14 protein-coding genes are annotated in these 15,781 nt (G+C 68.5%); all 14 read left to right on the top strand.

Features of this window, described 5'->3' with window-relative positions; all coding sequences use genetic code 11:
- Nucleotides 1-9 precede the first annotated feature (9 nt).
- The 14 genes from GZ67_RS0110025 to GZ67_RS0109960 all read left to right on the top strand — a co-directional run bounded on the left by GZ67_RS0110025 (nt 10) and on the right by GZ67_RS0109960 (nt 15,552).
- Complete coding sequence (locus GZ67_RS0110025) at nt 10-1,398, top strand: replication-associated recombination protein A (protein ID WP_029263333.1); 1,389 nt, start codon at nt 10-12, stop codon at nt 1,396-1,398.
- Between the two features lie 182 nt (nt 1,399-1,580).
- On the top strand, nt 1,581-2,210 hold the full coding sequence (gene rpsD / locus GZ67_RS0110020; protein WP_029263334.1) for a 30S ribosomal protein S4: 630 nt from the start codon (nt 1,581-1,583) through the stop codon (nt 2,208-2,210).
- 125 nt (nt 2,211-2,335) lie between these two features.
- Complete coding sequence (locus GZ67_RS0110015) at nt 2,336-2,524, top strand: hypothetical protein (RefSeq protein ID WP_029263335.1); 189 nt, start codon at nt 2,336-2,338, stop codon at nt 2,522-2,524.
- A gap of 55 nt (nt 2,525-2,579) precedes the next feature.
- On the top strand, nt 2,580-5,240 hold the full coding sequence (alaS, locus tag GZ67_RS0110010) for an alanine--tRNA ligase (protein WP_029263336.1): 2,661 nt from the start codon (nt 2,580-2,582) through the stop codon (nt 5,238-5,240).
- On the top strand, nt 5,237-5,710 hold the full coding sequence (ruvX, locus tag GZ67_RS0110005) for a Holliday junction resolvase RuvX (RefSeq protein WP_029263337.1): 474 nt from the start codon (nt 5,237-5,239) through the stop codon (nt 5,708-5,710). The genes alaS and ruvX overlap by 4 nt, the downstream gene beginning before the upstream one ends.
- A gap of 2 nt (nt 5,711-5,712) precedes the next feature.
- Nucleotides 5,713-7,233 carry an endolytic transglycosylase MltG gene (mltG, locus tag GZ67_RS0110000; RefSeq protein ID WP_029263338.1) on the top strand — a complete coding sequence of 507 codons (1,521 nt, stop codon included), beginning with the start codon at nt 5,713-5,715 and terminating at the stop codon, nt 7,231-7,233.
- Between the two features lie 4 nt (nt 7,234-7,237).
- Nucleotides 7,238-8,050, top strand: coding sequence for a shikimate dehydrogenase family protein (locus tag GZ67_RS0109995; protein ID WP_029263339.1), 813 nt, complete (start codon nt 7,238-7,240; stop codon nt 8,048-8,050).
- A 60-nt stretch (nt 8,051-8,110) separates the two neighbouring features.
- The gene (gene aroC, locus GZ67_RS0109990; RefSeq protein ID WP_029263340.1) at nt 8,111-9,340 is read left to right on the top strand and encodes a chorismate synthase; all 1,230 of its coding nucleotides are present in this window, start codon (nt 8,111-8,113) and stop codon (nt 9,338-9,340) included.
- On the top strand, nt 9,324-9,845 hold the full coding sequence (locus tag GZ67_RS0109985) for a shikimate kinase (protein ID WP_029263341.1): 522 nt from the start codon (nt 9,324-9,326) through the stop codon (nt 9,843-9,845). Before aroC ends, GZ67_RS0109985 begins: the two co-directional genes overlap by 17 nt.
- Entirely contained in the window at nt 9,842-10,930 is a 1,089-nt protein-coding gene (gene aroB, locus GZ67_RS0109980) for a 3-dehydroquinate synthase (RefSeq protein ID WP_029263342.1), read from the top strand. The genes GZ67_RS0109985 and aroB overlap by 4 nt, the downstream gene beginning before the upstream one ends.
- The gene (aroQ, locus tag GZ67_RS0109975) at nt 10,927-11,361 is read left to right on the top strand and encodes a type II 3-dehydroquinate dehydratase (protein ID WP_029263343.1); all 435 of its coding nucleotides are present in this window, start codon (nt 10,927-10,929) and stop codon (nt 11,359-11,361) included. The genes aroB and aroQ overlap by 4 nt, the downstream gene beginning before the upstream one ends.
- Before the next feature lie 212 nt (nt 11,362-11,573).
- Nucleotides 11,574-12,134 carry an elongation factor P gene (gene efp / locus GZ67_RS0109970; RefSeq protein ID WP_029263344.1) on the top strand — a complete coding sequence of 187 codons (561 nt, stop codon included), beginning with the start codon at nt 11,574-11,576 and terminating at the stop codon, nt 12,132-12,134.
- 3 nt (nt 12,135-12,137) lie between these two features.
- Nucleotides 12,138-12,548: a transcription antitermination factor NusB gene (gene nusB / locus GZ67_RS0109965; RefSeq protein WP_029263345.1), complete on the top strand. Its 411-nt coding sequence runs from the start codon at nt 12,138-12,140 to the stop codon at nt 12,546-12,548.
- Nucleotides 12,549-12,594: 46 nt separating this feature from the next.
- The gene (locus GZ67_RS0109960) at nt 12,595-15,552 is read left to right on the top strand and encodes a DEAD/DEAH box helicase (RefSeq protein ID WP_029263346.1); all 2,958 of its coding nucleotides are present in this window, start codon (nt 12,595-12,597) and stop codon (nt 15,550-15,552) included.
- Nucleotides 15,553-15,781 lie beyond the last annotated feature (229 nt).

Genomic DNA, 15,781 nt, shown 5'->3' with positions numbered 1-15,781 from the left:
CCTGGAGGGATGACCTCCCCTGCCGCGCTGCTCTCCGGGCAGACGCCTCTCGCCGTGCGCATGCGCCCGATCTCGCTCGACGAGGTCGCGGGGCAGCGGCACCTGTTGCGCGCAGGGTCCCCCATCGTCGCCCTCGCCGATCCGGAGGCGACCTCGCCCGGAGCGGTCTCGATCATCCTGTGGGGCCCGCCGGGCACCGGAAAGACCACGCTCGCGCAGGCGATCGCGCGCTCATCCGGGCGCCGCTTCGTCGAGCTGTCCGCCATCACCGCCGGCGTCAAAGACGTGCGCGAGGTGATGCAGGAGGCGATCACGCAGCGCGACCTCTACGGTCAGACAACGATCCTCTTCCTCGATGAGATCCACCGGTTCACGAAGGCGCAGCAGGACGCTCTGCTGCCCGGCGTCGAGAACGGGTGGGTGATCCTGATCGCCGCGACCACCGAGAACCCCTCGTTCTCGGTGATCTCTCCGCTGCTGTCCCGTTCCCTGCTGCTCACGCTCCAGCCGCTCACCGACGATGACATCGGTGTACTCGTGGATCGTGCCGTCGTCGACGCACGGGGGATGAACGGGGCCGTGGCGCTGAGCGCCGAAGCTCGCGCCGCACTGATCCGGCTCGCCTCGGGGGACGCCAGGCGCGCGCTGACCGGTCTCGAGGCCGGTGCTGCTGTCGCCCTCTCGCACGCATCCTCCGCGGAGGCCGGCTCCGACGAAGGCGAGGACAGCGGATCGGCCGAGGCGGACGCCGCGGCGACGGTACCGGAGGTCTCCGCCGACGACGTCGCCCAGGCCGTCGACAAGGCGCTTCTGCGCTACGACCGGCAGGGCGACGAGCACTACGACGTCATCAGTGCGTTCATCAAGTCGATCAGAGGGTCCGACCCCGATGCGGCGCTGCACTACCTCGCGCGCATGATCGAGGCGGGGGAGGACCCGCGGTTCATCGCCCGACGCCTGGTGATCTCCGCGTCGGAAGATGTCGGTCTCGCCGACCCTCAGGGCCTCGTCATCGCGGTCGCCGCTGCGGATGCGGTCGCGTTCATCGGCATGCCGGAGGGGCGGATCCCGCTCGCCGAAGCGACCGTGTACCTCGCCACCACCGCGAAATCCAACGCCGCCTATGTGGGGATCGATGCCGCGATCGCCGACATCCGCTCCGGAGGCTTCGGACGTGTGCCGCTGCACCTGCGCGACGCGCACTATCCGGGCGCCAAGCGCCTCGGGCACGGGCGCGGTTACGTCTACTCGCACGACAGCGAGTACGGCGTGGTGGCGCAGCAGTATCTGCCCGACGAGCTCGACGGCAAGCACTACTACGAGCCGAAGAACCTGGGTGCCGAGCGCGACATCGGTTCGCGACTGGAGCGCATCCGCCGCATCCTCGGCGACCGGTGACCCACGCGATCAGGCGCGCAGCCGCGATCTGTTAGACTTGAGCGGCTCGAAACCGTGTTTTCGGGCATCTCCTCGTTCACACCACACCTTGCTGGCGCCCCGGCGTGCGCTCCAAGGCAGAACGCGGACGATACGTCCGTGAGTCGTGAAAGTCGCGACCACGTCATCGGAAGGACAGCTTCGTGACCACGAAGTCCCAGGACCGCCGCAAGGTGCGTCTGAGCCGTGCCCTCGGCATCCCGCTCACCCCGAAGGCCGCCCGCTACCTCGAGAAGCGCCCCTACGCTCCGGGTGAGCACGGCCGCACCAAGCGCAAGGCAGACAGCGACTACGCCGTCCGTCTGCGTGAGAAGCAGCGTCTGCGCGAGCAGTACGGCATCCGCGAGAAGCAGATGCGCAACACGTTCAACGAGGCCCGTCGCCACGACGGTCTGACCGGTGAGAACCTGGTCGAGCTCCTCGAGATGCGTCTCGACGCTCTCGTGGTGCGTTCGGGCTTCGCCCGCACCACCGCACAGGCTCGCCAGCTCGTCGTGCACCGTCACATCCTCGTCGACGGCCAGCTCGTCGACCGCCCGTCGTTCCGCGTGAAGCCGGGTCAGCTCATCCACGTCAAGCCCAAGAGCGAGGGCACCGAGCCCTTCCAGGTGGCAGCAGCCGGCGGTCACGCCGAGGTTCTGCCGCCCGTTCCCGGTTACCTCGAGGTCGAGCTCGACAAGCTCCAGTCGCGTCTGGTTCGTCGTCCGAAGCGCGCCGAGGTCCCCGTGACCTGTGAAGTGCAGCTCGTCGTCGAGTACTACGCAGCACGCTGAGCATCGCTCACGCTGCTCTCTGAGAGCAGCAGCGCAAGAGGCGTCGGGGTGACCCGACGCCTCTTGTCGTTTCGGCATACGATGGTGACACCGCGCCTTCGCGGATCAAGGGCAAGGATGACGACATGAAGAACGTGCAATGGTTCCTGGTCGGTGTGATCGGCGGCTTCGTCGCGGCTCACTTCATGAACAAGGACCCGCGCGGTCACGACATCCTCGCTGAGGTCGACGCCAGGATCAACGGATTCACCGCTCTTATCGGCGACGCCTACCGCGAGCAGGAGGCACGGCTCACGGAGCCGGGCGACAACTGAACCACCGCAGCAGCGCCACGGCGCGGCATCTTCACGCAAGGACACCCGGCACTCTATGAAAACTGCGGAGATCGCGCAGCGTTACCTCGACTTCTTCGAGAAGAACGACCACCTCATCGTCCCTTCGGCCTCACTCGTCAGCGACGATCCGTCGCTGCTGTTCACGGTGGCCGGGATGGTGCCGATGATCCCGTACCTCACGGGCGTCGTCCCCGCCCCGCATCCGCGCATCGCCGATGTGCAGAAGTGCATCCGCACGAACGACATCGAAGAGGTCGGTCGCACCGCGCGTCACGGCACGTTCTTCCAGATGCTCGGCAACTGGTCGTTCGGCGACTACTTCAAAGAAGGCGCGATCCGCTACGCCTGGGAGCTGCTGACGAGCTCCGAGTCCGACGGCGGTCTCGGCTTCGATGAGAAGGACCTCTGGGTCACCGTCTACGAGACCGACGACGAGGCCGAGGCAATCTGGCGCGACATCATCGGGCTGAAGCCCGAGCGTATCCAGCGTCTCGGACGCGCGGACAACTACTGGAACACCGGACAGCCCGGCCCCGGTGGCCCCGACTCGGAGATCTTCTTCGATCGCGGTCCGGCCTACGGCAAGGAGGGCGGCCCGGCCGTCGACGACTCGCGGTTCCTGGAGATCTGGAACCTCGTGTTCATGCAGGACCTCCTCGAGAACATCCGCAGCAAGACGGAGTTCGACATCATCGGCGAACTGCCGATGAAGAACATCGACACGGGCATGGGCCTCGAGCGCGTCGCGTTCCTCAAGCAGGGCGTCGAGAACATGTACGAGTCCGACCAGGTGCGTCCGGTGCTGGACCGCGCCGTCGAGCTCTCCGGGCGCCCCTACGGCGTGCAGCACGAGGACGACGTGCGCTTCCGCGTCGTCGCCGACCATGTGCGCTCCTCTCTCATGCTCCTCTCCGACGGGGTTCGTCCCTCCAACGAGGGACGCGGGTACATCCTCCGCCGCCTGATGCGCCGCACCGTTCGCTCCATGCGTCTGCTCGGCGTCGACGAGCCGGTGTTCCCCGAGCTGTTCGCCGCCTCGCGCGACGTGATGAAGACCACATACCCGGAGCTCGAGAAGGACTGGTCTGTGCTCTCGGCGTCGGCCTTCGCGGAGGAGGAGACCTTCCGTCGCACGCTCGTCGCCGGTTCGACGATCCTCGACCTCGCTCTGGACGAGACCAAGAAGGGCGGCAGCAAGACCCTCAGTGGTCCCGAGGCCTTCCTGCTGCACGACACCTACGGCTTCCCGATCGATCTCACCCTCGAGGTTGCCGAAGAGGCCGGGCTCGAGGTCGACCGCACCGCGTTCGACACGCTCATGCAGGAGCAGCGCCAGCGCGCCAAGGACGACGCTCGCAATCGCAAGCGTCAGCTCGCCGACGTCTCGGTGTACCGCGACCTGCGCGGCCTGGGCGAGACCGGCTTCGACGGATACACGGCGCTCGAGGTCGAGTCCCGTGTCATCGGGCTGCTCGTCGACGGGGTTCCGGTGCGCAGCGCCGCCGAGGGGCAGATCGCCGAGGTCGTACTCAGCGAGACCACGCTGTATGCGGAGTCGGGCGGTCAGGTCGCCGACAAGGGCACGATCGTCGGACCGGGCTACGAGCTCGAGGTCCTCGATGTGCAGAAGCCCGTTCCCGGTCTCATCAGCCACACCGTCGAGGTCGCGCGCGGAAGCGTCGCGGTCGACGACGTCGCGACGACCGTCGTGGACGCCGCCAACCGTCGCGCGGCACGCCAGGCGCACTCGGCGACGCACCTCGTGCATGCCGCTCTCCGGGACACGCTCGGACCGACCGCCACGCAGGCGGGGTCGTTGAACCGCGCGGGTTACATGCGATTCGACTTCTCGTGGTCGCAGGCGCTCTCCGCGGACACGCGCAGCGAGATCGAGGAGATCACCAACCGCGCCGTGCAGGACGCCCTCGAGGTGACCACGCGCATCGTCTCCCTCGACGAGGCGAAGGAAGCCGGCGCCATGGCGCTGTTCGGCGAGAAGTACGGCGACGTCGTGCGCATGGTCGACATCGGCGGGCCCTGGTCGCGTGAGCTGTGCGCCGGTACACACGTGGGCACGAGTGCCGAGATCGGTCTGGTCAGCCTCGTCGGAGAGTCGTCCGTCGGCGCATCCAACCGCCGTATCGAGGCCCTCGTCGGCGCCGATGCCTTCCGCGAGCTCGCAGCCGAGCGGGCGATCGTCTCGCAGCTCACCAGCTCGCTGAAGACGCCCCGTGAGCAGTTGCCCGAGCGGATCGCCGATCTCACGGCGAGCCTGAAGGCCGCGGAGAAGCGCATCGCGCAGTTCGAGTCCCAGCAGCGCGCGGGGCAGATCCCGGCGATCGTCGAGGCCGCGAAGCGCGTCGGCGCCTTCCGGCTCGCGGCGCTGAACCTCGGCGATGTGGCATCTGCCGATGATGTGCGCGACCTCGTCAACGGCGTGCGCGATCGGCTCGGCTCCGATGCGGCGGTCGTCGCCCTGGGGGCGGTCGTCAACGGCCGCCCGGTCGTGGTCGTGGCGACGAACGATTCTGCTCGATCCGCCGGCGCGAAGGCGGGTGCGCTCGCGAAGCGCGCCGCCGGTGTACTCGGCGGCGGTGGCGGAGGACGCGATGATGTCGCGCAGGGCGGCGGCGCGGACGCCGAGGCTCTTCCCGCGGCTCTCGAGGCCATCTCGCAGGAGCTGCACGGCGCGTGAGCGGCTTCCGCCGCGGTGTGCGGCTCGGCATCGACGTGGGTCGGGCGAGGGTCGGTGTCGCCCGCTGCGACCCCGACGGCATGCTCGCCGTGCCGGTCGAGACGGTCCCGCGGGACGAGGCGTCGATCGATCGCCTCGTCCAGCTCGCGGGGGAGTACGAGCCTCTGGAGTTCGTGGTCGGACTGCCGGTGAACATGCGGGGCGCCGATACGCCGTCGACAACGGACGCACGGGAGTTCGCGGCGGCTCTCCAGCTGCGCAGTGGCATCGTCGTGCGGCTCGTCGACGAGCGTCTGAGCACCGTTTCCGCGCACGCCGCCCTGCGCAGTTCCGGGAGATCTCAGAAGAAGTCTCGTAGCATTGTGGATCAGGTCGCCGCCGTGGTGCTTCTGCAGCAGGCGATCGATATGGAGAAGAGCACCGGAAACCCGGCCGGTGCGGCCATCTCGCCTGACGAGGAGCACGCCTGACGATGTCCGAACGCGACAACGAAACGCCGCGGCATGACGCAGACTCCCGCCTGGGGGAGCTGTTCGAGAACCTTCCGGAGCCGACCACGCAGATTCCGACGGTCGACAACAGTGCGCCCGCTCCGGGTTCGCGTCGTGCGGCTCGTGAAGCCGCCTCGGGGGACGCCACGGCGCCCACGAACGGCGCATCGGGTGACCATCTGCAGCCATCGCCCGTGCCGGTTCGTGCGTCCGCCGACGAGGCGGCCGCGGCGAACCGCGAGTCCCCGTCGCCGATCCCGGTGCGCGACTCGGCCGACTCCGTGGACGCGGGCGATACGCCGACGCGAGCCGTTCCGGTGACCCGGCCGCCGGCAGCATCCGCGTCGCCGGCCGCGACGCCGGAGCCCGTGATCGGCGGCGGGCTCGACGATCTCTTCGCCCCGCACGACGATCACGTCGACGCCACGCCGAAGAAGAAGCGTCGCAAGGGATGCCTGATCGCGTTGATCATCGTCCTCGCAATCGTCGGCGGCCTCGCGGGAGCCGGCGTCTGGGTGGCGAACACCTACGGTGACAGGATCAGCGAGGCCATGGGCTGGGGGCCGTCGAAGGACTGGGAACCGGGTCAGGCGACCGGCGAAGCACTGGTCACTATCAAGGAAGGCGACACGGGCGGACCGGTCTCGATCACTCTCCACGAAGCGGGCGTCACGAAGACCGAGGATGTGTTCTACGACTACCTGGTCGATGAGGGCATCAACCCGACGTTCTACCCCGGTGTGTACCGCCTGCAGCAGAAGATGACGGCCGAGGCCGCTCTCGCCGCTCTCGAGGATGAGGCCAACAAGCTCGAGAACACGGTGTCGGTCGGCGAGGGCGCGACGATCGTCTCGTCGCTGCCCGGCATGGCCGAGACTCTCGGCCTCCCGCTCGCCGACTTCGAGGCGGCCGTCAAGGACCCGTCGCAGTACGGCGTCGACGCGCGTAGCCTCGAAGGCTGGCTGTTCCCGGCCGTGTACACCTTCGACCCTGAGGTCACCCCGACGCAGGTCATCCAGCGGATGGTCGACCGCACCCGCCAAGCGCTCGATGAGGCAGGAGTGCCGCCCGAAGACGCGCAGCGCGTGCTGACGATCGCCTCGATCATCCAGCGTGAAGGCCGACTGGACGACTTCGCGAAGGTGTCGCGAGTCATCCAGAACCGTCTGGACATCGACATGCTGCTGCAGATGGACTCGACAGCCCAGTACGGCTATGGATCGCTGCACGAGGGTGTCGTCTCGAGCTCCAAGGAGGCGCTCGAGAGCGACAACGAGTGGAACACCTATAAGCGCCAGGGGCTCCCCGCGACCCCGATCTCGAGCGCGAGCGACGCTGCCATCGATGCCGCCATGCATCCGGTGGACGGTCCCTGGCTGTACTTCGTCACGATCAATCTGGAGACCGGAGAGACACAGTTCTCCGAGACCATGTCCGAGCACGAACAGGGGATCGAGAAGTGGCGCGCTTGGTGCCGGGACAACCCCGACGCGGGCTGCTGAGACGGTGACCGGTACCCGTCTGGCGGTCTGGGGCGACCCGATCGCGCACTCCAAGTCACCGGACCTGCACGCCGCGGCCTACCGCGTGCTGGGCATGGACTGGGAGTACGGGCGCCGTCAGGTCACCGCCGACGGATTCGCGGGGGCGCTCCGAGGACTCGACGACTCCTGGCGCGGTCTCTCGCTGACCATGCCGTTGAAGGAGGAGGCGTTTCGCGCCGCTGAGACGAGGGACGCCCACGCCGAGCTCACCGGCGCCGTCAACACCCTGCTGCTCGGGGACGCACCCGCGGGTTTCAACACCGACGTCGGAGGGATCGTCGACGCACTGGCCGAGGCCGGGGTGACCGAGGCGGGAACGGTCCGCATCCTCGGGGCCGGCGCCACGGCTGCCTCCGCGCTCGTGGCGGCGTCGGAGCTGGGTGCGACCCGGGTGTTCGTGCACGCCCGACGCCCCGAACGGGCGGAGGGGCTCGTGGCTCTCGGAGGGCGCATCGACCTCCTGGTGGAAGCCCTCCCTCTCGATGGGCCGACCGCGTACGCCGACCTCACGATCGCCACGCTGCCGAGTGGGACCGCACTCCCCGTCGACACCTCGACGGCCTTGGCGGCGAGCGGGGGAGCGCTCTTCGACGCCGCGTACGCGCCGTGGCCTTCGGCTCTCGCGGCGGGTTGGGACGACGGGGCCGTGATCTCCGGACTCGGCATGCTGCTGCACCAGGCCGTTCGTCAGATCCGCGTCTTCCATCACGGGGATCCCCGCACAGAGCTGCCGAATGAGGACTCGGTCGTGGCCGCGATGCGCGCCGCGCTCTGACCCGACGCGCAGGACGAAACGCGTCGCGGCGGGGGGCCGAACACGTGGGAGACTGGAGCAATGCTCCGCGTGCTCACGGCCGGCGAATCCCACGGCCCAGAACTCATCGCCGTCATGGAGGGTCTGCCCTCCGGCGTCCCTGTCTCCTCCGAAGCCATCCAGGCCGATCTCGCCCGCCGCAAGCTGGGCTACGGCCGTGGCTCGCGAATGAAGTTCGAGCAGGACGAGCTGACCCTCTCGGGCGGCGTCCGTCACGGCAAGAGCCTGGGTAGCCCGATCGCCCTGCGCATCGGTAACACCGAGTGGCCGAAGTGGATCGAGGTCATGAACCCCGATCCCGTCGAGCTCACCGACAAGTCCCGTGGGCGCAGCGCTCCGCTGACGCGGCCGCGCCCGGGGCACGCCGACCTCGTCGGCATGCAGAAGTATGACTTCGACGAGGCGCGTCCGATCCTCGAGCGTGCGAGCGCCCGCGAGACGGCGGCACGCGTCGCTCTCGGCGCCATCGCCCGTTCGTTCCTCGGCGAGCTCGGCATCCGTCTGGTCAGCCACACGCTCTCGATCGGTCCTGTGCAGGTTCCTCCGGGATCTGCTCTTCCGACTCCGGATGACGTGGATGCCCTGGACGCCGATCCGCTGCGTTGCTTCGACCCCGCGACCTCGGCGCTGATGGTCGCCGAGGTCGACGATGCGAAGAAGGACGGCGACACGCTCGGCGGCATCGTCGAGGTGCTGGCGTACGGCCTCCCGCCCGGGCTCGGCTCGCACGTGCACTGGGACCGGCGCCTGGACGCCCGTCTCGCCCAGGCACTGATGAGCATCCAGGCGATCAAGGGCGTCGAGGTGGGCGACGGATTCGAGACCACGCGCCGTCGTGGCTCGGCGGCGCACGACGAGCTGTTCGCGACCGCTGACGGCATCACGCGCGGCTCTGACCGCGCCGGCGGCACCGAGGGCGGTATGTCCACGGGAACCGTCCTGCGCGTGCGTGCCGGCATGAAGCCGATCGCCACGGTGCCGCACGCGCTGCGCACCATCGACATCGCGACCGGCGACGACGCGACCGCCCACCACCAGCGCTCCGACGTGTGCGCGGTTCCCGCTGCGGGTGTGGTCGCCGAGGCCATGGTCGCGGTCGAGCTGGCGAACGCCGTGCTCGAGAAGTTCGGCGGCGACAGCATCCGTGAGACGCGGCGCAACCTCGACGGGTACCTCGACGGCATCCCCGCGGAACTGCGCACGACACCCGCGTCCGAGGCGGCGCTCATCGCGCATGACGAGCGAGGCTGACCCGCTGACGCTGGTGCTGGTCGGCCCGATGGCCGCCGGCAAGACCAGCGTCGGTCGACGCGTTGCGCGTCGACTGGGAGTCGCCTTCGTCGACACCGACAAGCGCATCGTCGCGACGCACGGCCCGATCCCTGCCATCTTCGCCGAGCACGGAGAGGCGCACTTCCGCGACCTCGAGCGGGCAGCGGTGGCGGAGGCGCTCTCCGAGGGCGGCGTGATCTCCCTCGGAGGCGGCGCGGTGACGCAGGCCGACACGCGCGATCTGCTCAAGGATCAACCGGTCGTCTTCCTGACGGTGAGCGTCGATGCGGTGGCCGATCGGCTGCGCGGGAGCAATCGCCCCCTGCTGGCGGGCGAGGAGGATCCGGTCGAGCGCTGGAAGAAGATCTTCGAGGAACGCCGGAGGTGGTACGCCGAGGTCGCCTCGACGACCTTCGACACCTCACGTCGTCCGATGCAGAGGATCGCGGACGACATCGTGACATGGAGGAGAGAGCAGCGATGAGCACGACGACCATCAGTGTCACCGGAAACGATGCCTACGACATCACGATCGGGCGGGGGATCCTCGAGCAGGTCTCCGCTGCCCTCGCGCCGGGTGTGCGCAAGATCCTGGTCGTGCACCCGCCGACGCTCGCGGCGCGCGCGGCCGAGCTGCGGGACCGTCTGCTCGCCGACACGGCCGAAGGACCGCGCGAAGTTCTGCTCGCCGAGATCCCGGACGCGGAGCAGGGCAAGCGCATCGAGGTCGCCGCATTCTGCTGGCAGGTCATGGGGCAGGCCGACTTCACCCGCAGCGACGCCGTCGTCGGCTACGGCGGCGGTGCAGTGACCGATCTCGCCGGTTTCGTCGCGGCGACCTGGCTGCGCGGTGTGCAGCTGGTCCAGGTGCCCACCACCGTTCTCGGGCTGGTCGACGCCGCGGTCGGCGGGAAGACCGGCGTGAACACCGCCGAGGGCAAGAACCTCGTCGGCGCGTTCTGGGCCCCCAGCGCCGTGATCGGCGACCTCGACGAGCTCGCCAGCCTGAGCCCGAACGAGGCGACGGCAGGGTTCGCCGAGGTGGTCAAGGCCGGGTTCATCTGGGCACCGGAGATCCTCGACATCATCGAGGCTGATCCCGTCCGCGCGGTGGATACGACCACCGACGAATTCCGTCGTGCGATCGAGCTGGCTATCGGTATGAAGGCGGAGGTGGTCTCCGACGACTTCCGCGAGGCCGGCCTCCGCGAGATCCTGAACTACGGACACACCCTCGGGCACGCGATCGAGCATGCCGAGCGGTACCGCTGGCGGCATGGTGCGGCGATCTCGGTGGGGATGCTGTACGCCGCGGAGCTCTCTCGCCTCGCGGGCCGGCTCTCCGACGCCGCGGCCGAACGCCACCGCACCGTCCTCGACTCTCTGGGGCTTCCCACGTCGTACCGCGCCGGAGCGTGGCCGCAACTGCTCGCCACGATGCAGCGCGACAAGAAGAGCCGCGGCGGGATGCTCCGTTTCATCCTGCTCGATGACATCGCCAAGCCCACCGTGCTGCAGGCCCCGGACGAGTCGCTGATGTTCGCCGCCTACCAGGAGGTGGGCGCGTGACCCGCCGCATCCTCCTGGTCAACGGCCCGAACCTGAACCTGCTGGGCACGCGCGAACCCGAGGTCTACGGCACGGCGACGCTCGCTGATGTGGAGCGGATCACCGCCGCCGCCGCCGCCGAGTTCGACTTCGAGGTGCGCGCGGTGCAGAGCAACCACGAGGGCGTCCTGATCGACGCGATCCATGCCGCCCGCGAGGACTGCACGGCCATCGTCATCAACCCCGGCGGCCTCACGCACACCTCCGTGGTGCTGCGGGACGCGCTGACGGGTGTGTCGCTGCCGTTCGCCGAGGTGCACATCTCCGATGTGTACGCGCGCGAGGAGTTCCGCCACCACTCCTACCTGCATGATGTCGCCGTGGTCCGCATCGTCGGACGCGGCGTCGACGGATATGCCGACGCCGTGCGCGAACTGGTCACGCACCTCTGATCGAAACGAGTCGCCGTCCACCGCGATGGCCATCAGCTGAGCGCCGAAACGGATGACGTCCACGGGGCGTGCGAGGCGGTGCTGCGTGCCTACGTTCTCGTGGGATGGGCTGATCCACGGCATGGGCCGTGCGGGGGTCCGGCCGCTCATCCCTTAGACTCGACTGTCGGCCTCGTCCGAACCCGCAGACACACGAACGGAACTCGCAGCGCATGGCATCTACCGCAGACATCAAGAACGGCGTCGTCCTCAGCATCGACGGGCAGCTCTGGAGCGTCATCGAGTTCCAGCACGTCAAGCCCGGCAAGGGTGGCGCGTTCGTGCGCACGAAGCTGAAGAACGTCGTCTCCGGCAAGGTCGTCGACCGCACGTACAACGCGGGCGCGAAGATCGAGATCGAGAACGTCGACCGCCGCGACTACACGTACCTGTACACCGACGGCGACGGCTACGTCTTCATGGATCAGACCGACTTCGACCAGATCACGGTCGGCGCCGCCACTGTCGGCGACGCGAAGAACTTCCTTCTCGAGAACCAGGCCGTGACCATCGCCCTGAACAACGGCAACCCGCTGTACATCGACCTTCCGGCATCCGTGATCCTCGAGATCACCTACACCGAGCCGGGCCTGCAGGGCGACCGCTCGTCGGCCGGCACCAAGCCCGCGACGCTCGAGACCGGCTACGAGATCCAGGTGCCGCTGTTCGTCGAGACCGGCACCAAGGTCAAGGTCGACACCCGCACGGGTGACTACCTCGGCCGCGAGAAGTAAGGCGTGAGCGCCCGGACGAAGGCGCGCAAGCGCGCTCTCGACATCCTGTTCTCCGCCGATGTGCGCGGGGATGACATCGCCGTGACGTTGGCGGCCGAGGCGAAGCGTGCGGCCAGCGAGCCGGCACGTGAGGCCTCCTGGCTCTACGCCCGCGAGATCGTCGACGGCATCATCGACCAGCGCGATGAGATCGATGAGCAGATCACGACGCACAGCCGCGACTGGAAGCTCGAGCGGATGCCCGCGGTCGACCGCGCGCTGCTCCGCATCGCGGTGTGGGAGATCCTCTACAACGACGAGGTTCCGACGGCCGTGGCGATCGACGAGGCCGTGGAGCTCGCGAAGGAGTTCTCGACCGACGACTCCGGCGCGTTCGTGCACGGCGTCCTCGCGCGGGTCGCCCGCTCCGCCTGATCGTCCGCCGCGAGGCACTGTCGGTGGTGTCGGAGAGGATGGGGGCATGTCCTTCGCGTCCGATCCGTCCCGCTCGGAGGGCTCGTCATCCGCGGACTGGCGGTCGATTCTCGGTTCTCCGCGCGACGACGCAGAAACTCCACTCGCACTCGGTGTGGAACTGCGGCTGCGCGACGGCCGAGGCGCGAACCCGTGGGCGTCCCGCCCGCAGCGCACGGCGACCGCGCGCGACGTGGCGAAGCGTACCGGCGAGATCCTGCTCGGCATCCGGCCGCTCGAGAAGAGTGCGTCGACCGGAGCCTGGGTGCAGGGCACGGCATCGTGGGACGCCGTCCGCCGCTCACCCACGCAGTACGGACGCGACCGGTCGCGGTGGTTCGCCGATCTGCTCAGCATCGCGCGCGACACTCTTCTGTCGGGCACGGCCGGCGACTGGCTGGTCGCCGACCTGATCGAGTCCGGCCTGCTCTGGGGGCATCTGCGTGCCGCGGCCGACGTCGGCATCCCGCTGGTCGCCACCCAGAAGAGCACGACCGTCGTGCTCGCGGAGCGTGCATCGATCGGTGCGACCGTCGCACGCGAGGGCGGTGGCCTCGTCGTGCACCCCGCCGTCACGATCGACGGCCGCGAGGTCGAACCGCTCGCCGTGCATCCGATCGGGCACAGTGGTCTGTACGAGGTCGCACAACGCGGCACGAATCTCCGTGTCACGCTGGCCGAGGTGGCGATCAGCCGCCCCGTGCACGCCCTGCTCGGCGCCGGCAAGGGTCTCGAGGTGCCTGCCGGTGACGAGGCGGCATTCTTCCGTGATGCCTACCCGCTGCTGGCGCGTCGCATCGATGTGCGGCCGGTCGGTCGGGTCGAGCTGCCTCCTCTTCCGGCGCCCCGTGCCGTGGTGGCGCTGTCCTTCCAACGGGGCGACACCGTCAAGTATTCGTTCGCGTGGGACTACCGCGGGTTCGGTCTCGTGCCTTTCATGCCGAGTTCCGATGCGGTGCGAGACACCGTCGCCGAAGATGCGCTCAGGGATGCGCTTCAGGCCGTGTGGACGGAACGACTGGGGGAGGAGCTCGCTCCCACCGGGGCTTTCCACGACGTCGCGGCCGCCGAATTCGTCACCCGAGTGGTGCCGGCGCTCGAGGCCGAGGGCGTCACCGTCACCGTCACCGGCCGCAGCAAGAGCTATCACGAGCTCACGGGCGAGCCGGAGATCACGGTGACCACGGTAGAGAGCACTGATCCCGACTGGTTCGATCTCGGCGTCCTGGTGAAGATCGACGGCCGCACCATCCCGTTCGGACCCCTCTTCACCGCATTGAGCAAGGGCAAGAAGAAGCTCCTGCTCTCCGACGGCGGCTATTTCTCCCTGAATCACCGGGCGCTCGACCGCCTCCGCGAACTGATCGAGGAGGCCGGCGAACTCGAGGAGTGGGAAGCCGGCCCGCGGATCAGCCGACATCAGACCGATCTCTGGGAGGAGTTCGAGGATCTCGCCGACGAGGCTCTTCCCGCCGTGACATGGCGGGCGACGGCCGACGGGCTGCGTCGGGCGAGTTCCGTACCGGCGGTCGCGGTGCCGCAGGGAATCACGGCCGAACTCCGCCCTTATCAGAAAGAGGGTCTGGACTGGCTCGCCTTTCTCTGGGCGCACCGTCTCGGCGGCATCCTCGCCGACGACATGGGCCTCGGCAAGACGCTGCAGCTGCTGGCGCTCATCATGCACGCGCGCGAAGCGGGGGAGCGGCGACCGTTCCTCGTCGTCGTGCCCACGTCTGTCCTCGCGACCTGGCGCAGCGAGGCCGCACGATTCGCGCCGGCGCTGCGCGTGCAGGTCAGGGCGAACACACAGGGGCCACCGCTGGCATCCTCGCTGGGTGACATCGACCTCGTGATCACGACCTATGCCGTCGCACGGCTCGACGAAGACTCGTACGCCGGTGTCGAGTGGGCCGGACTCATCCTCGACGAAGCCCAGTTCGTGAAGAACCCCGAGACCAAGCTGCACCGCGCGGTCGCGACTTTCCCCGCCGACGTCACCTTCGCGGTCACCGGAACGCCGATGGAGAACAGCCTCAGCGAGCTGTGGGCACTGCTCAAGCTGACCGCTCCGGGCCTCTTCGCCTCTGCCCGGAAGTTCCGCGAGGACTACATCCAGCCGATCGAGCAGGGCAAGGTCCCCGAGAACGAGGAGGGCGGGGCCTATCGGCAGCGCCGGCTCGAACGGCTGCGCCGCCGCATCCGCCCGCTCCTGCTGCGCCGCACGAAGGAGCTGGTAGCACCGGAGCTGCCGGCGAAACAGGAGCAGATCCTCGAGGTCGAGCTGAGTTCCTCCCACCGGGCGCTCTACGAGGTCGTTCTACAGCGAGAGCGGCAGAAGGTGCTGGGACTGCTGGAAGACCTCGACCGCAACCGCTTCATCGTGTTCCGCTCCCTGACGCTGATGCGCATGCTCAGCCTGGCTCCCGGACTGATCGATCCCGAAGACGCGAAGATCGGATCCCGCAAGCTCGATGTTCTGCTCGAGCGCGTGATCGAGCTGCAGGCGGAGGGGCATCGGGCTCTGGTGTTCAGCCAGTTCACGTCGTTCCTCGACATGGCCGCGGCGCGCCTCGATGGCGCAGGCATCCCGTATGCGCATCTCGACGGTTCGACGCGACACCGCCAGAAGGTGGTCGTAGGCTTCACATCGGGGGAGCAGCCGGTGTTCCTCATCAGCCTGAAGGCCGGCGGATTCGGACTCACCCTCACCGAGGCCGACTACGTGTTCCTTCTCGACCCATGGTGGAACCCGGCCGCCGAGGCGCAGGCCGTGGACCGCACGCACCGCATCGGTCAGGACAACCAGGTGTTCGTCTACCGCATGATCGCCACGGGCACGATCGAGGAGAAGGTGCTCGAACTCCAGCGTCGGAAGGCGCGCCTGTTCACGGCGGTGCTGGACGACGAGGCACTGTTCGCGCAGTCCCTCTCCGCCGAAGACATCCGCGGGCTGTTCGACGCCTGACCTGTCTCTCGCCGCGAGGTTCGAAGGAGGACGAGCGCGGGCACGTCGTTTGGACAGCTCAAGCCGGACGGGGTGGGTGGGGCGCATCTACGGGAAGTTCGGTGCGCAAGCAGTCGCAACTCGTACACAGCTAGCGTGTTACCGGTTAGCGGGGATCAAATAGAGGAGGCTTGGAGATGCACATGAGAACGAACCGGACAGTAGGAATCATCATCGCGGGAGCGTTGGC

The sequence above is a fragment of the Microbacterium sp. Cr-K20 genome (assembly GCF_000708325.1).
Taxonomy (GTDB): Bacteria; Actinomycetota; Actinomycetes; order Actinomycetales; family Microbacteriaceae; genus Microbacterium.
Note: the sequence above shows the minus strand (reverse complement) of the source record. Positions and strands in the feature narration are given on the sequence as shown.

Excerpts from the sequence above, each read along its gene's own strand:
- GZ67_RS0109960 (WP_029263346.1), top strand. The coding sequence starts at position 12,595 with ATGTCCTTCGCGTCCGATCCGTCCCGCTCGGAGGGCTCGTCATCCGCG.
- aroB (WP_029263342.1), top strand. The coding sequence starts at position 9,842 with ATGAGCACGACGACCATCAGTGTCACCGGAAACGATGCCTACGACATC.
- GZ67_RS0110015 (WP_029263335.1), top strand. The coding sequence starts at position 2,336 with ATGAAGAACGTGCAATGGTTCCTGGTCGGTGTGATCGGCGGCTTCGTC.
- GZ67_RS0109985 (WP_029263341.1), top strand. The coding sequence starts at position 9,324 with ATGACGAGCGAGGCTGACCCGCTGACGCTGGTGCTGGTCGGCCCGATG.
- mltG (WP_029263338.1), top strand. The coding sequence starts at position 5,713 with ATGTCCGAACGCGACAACGAAACGCCGCGGCATGACGCAGACTCCCGC.
- alaS (WP_029263336.1), top strand. The coding sequence starts at position 2,580 with ATGAAAACTGCGGAGATCGCGCAGCGTTACCTCGACTTCTTCGAGAAG.
- efp (WP_029263344.1), top strand. The coding sequence starts at position 11,574 with ATGGCATCTACCGCAGACATCAAGAACGGCGTCGTCCTCAGCATCGAC.
- GZ67_RS0110025 (WP_029263333.1), top strand. The coding sequence starts at position 10 with ATGACCTCCCCTGCCGCGCTGCTCTCCGGGCAGACGCCTCTCGCCGTG.
- aroC (WP_029263340.1), top strand. The coding sequence starts at position 8,111 with ATGCTCCGCGTGCTCACGGCCGGCGAATCCCACGGCCCAGAACTCATC.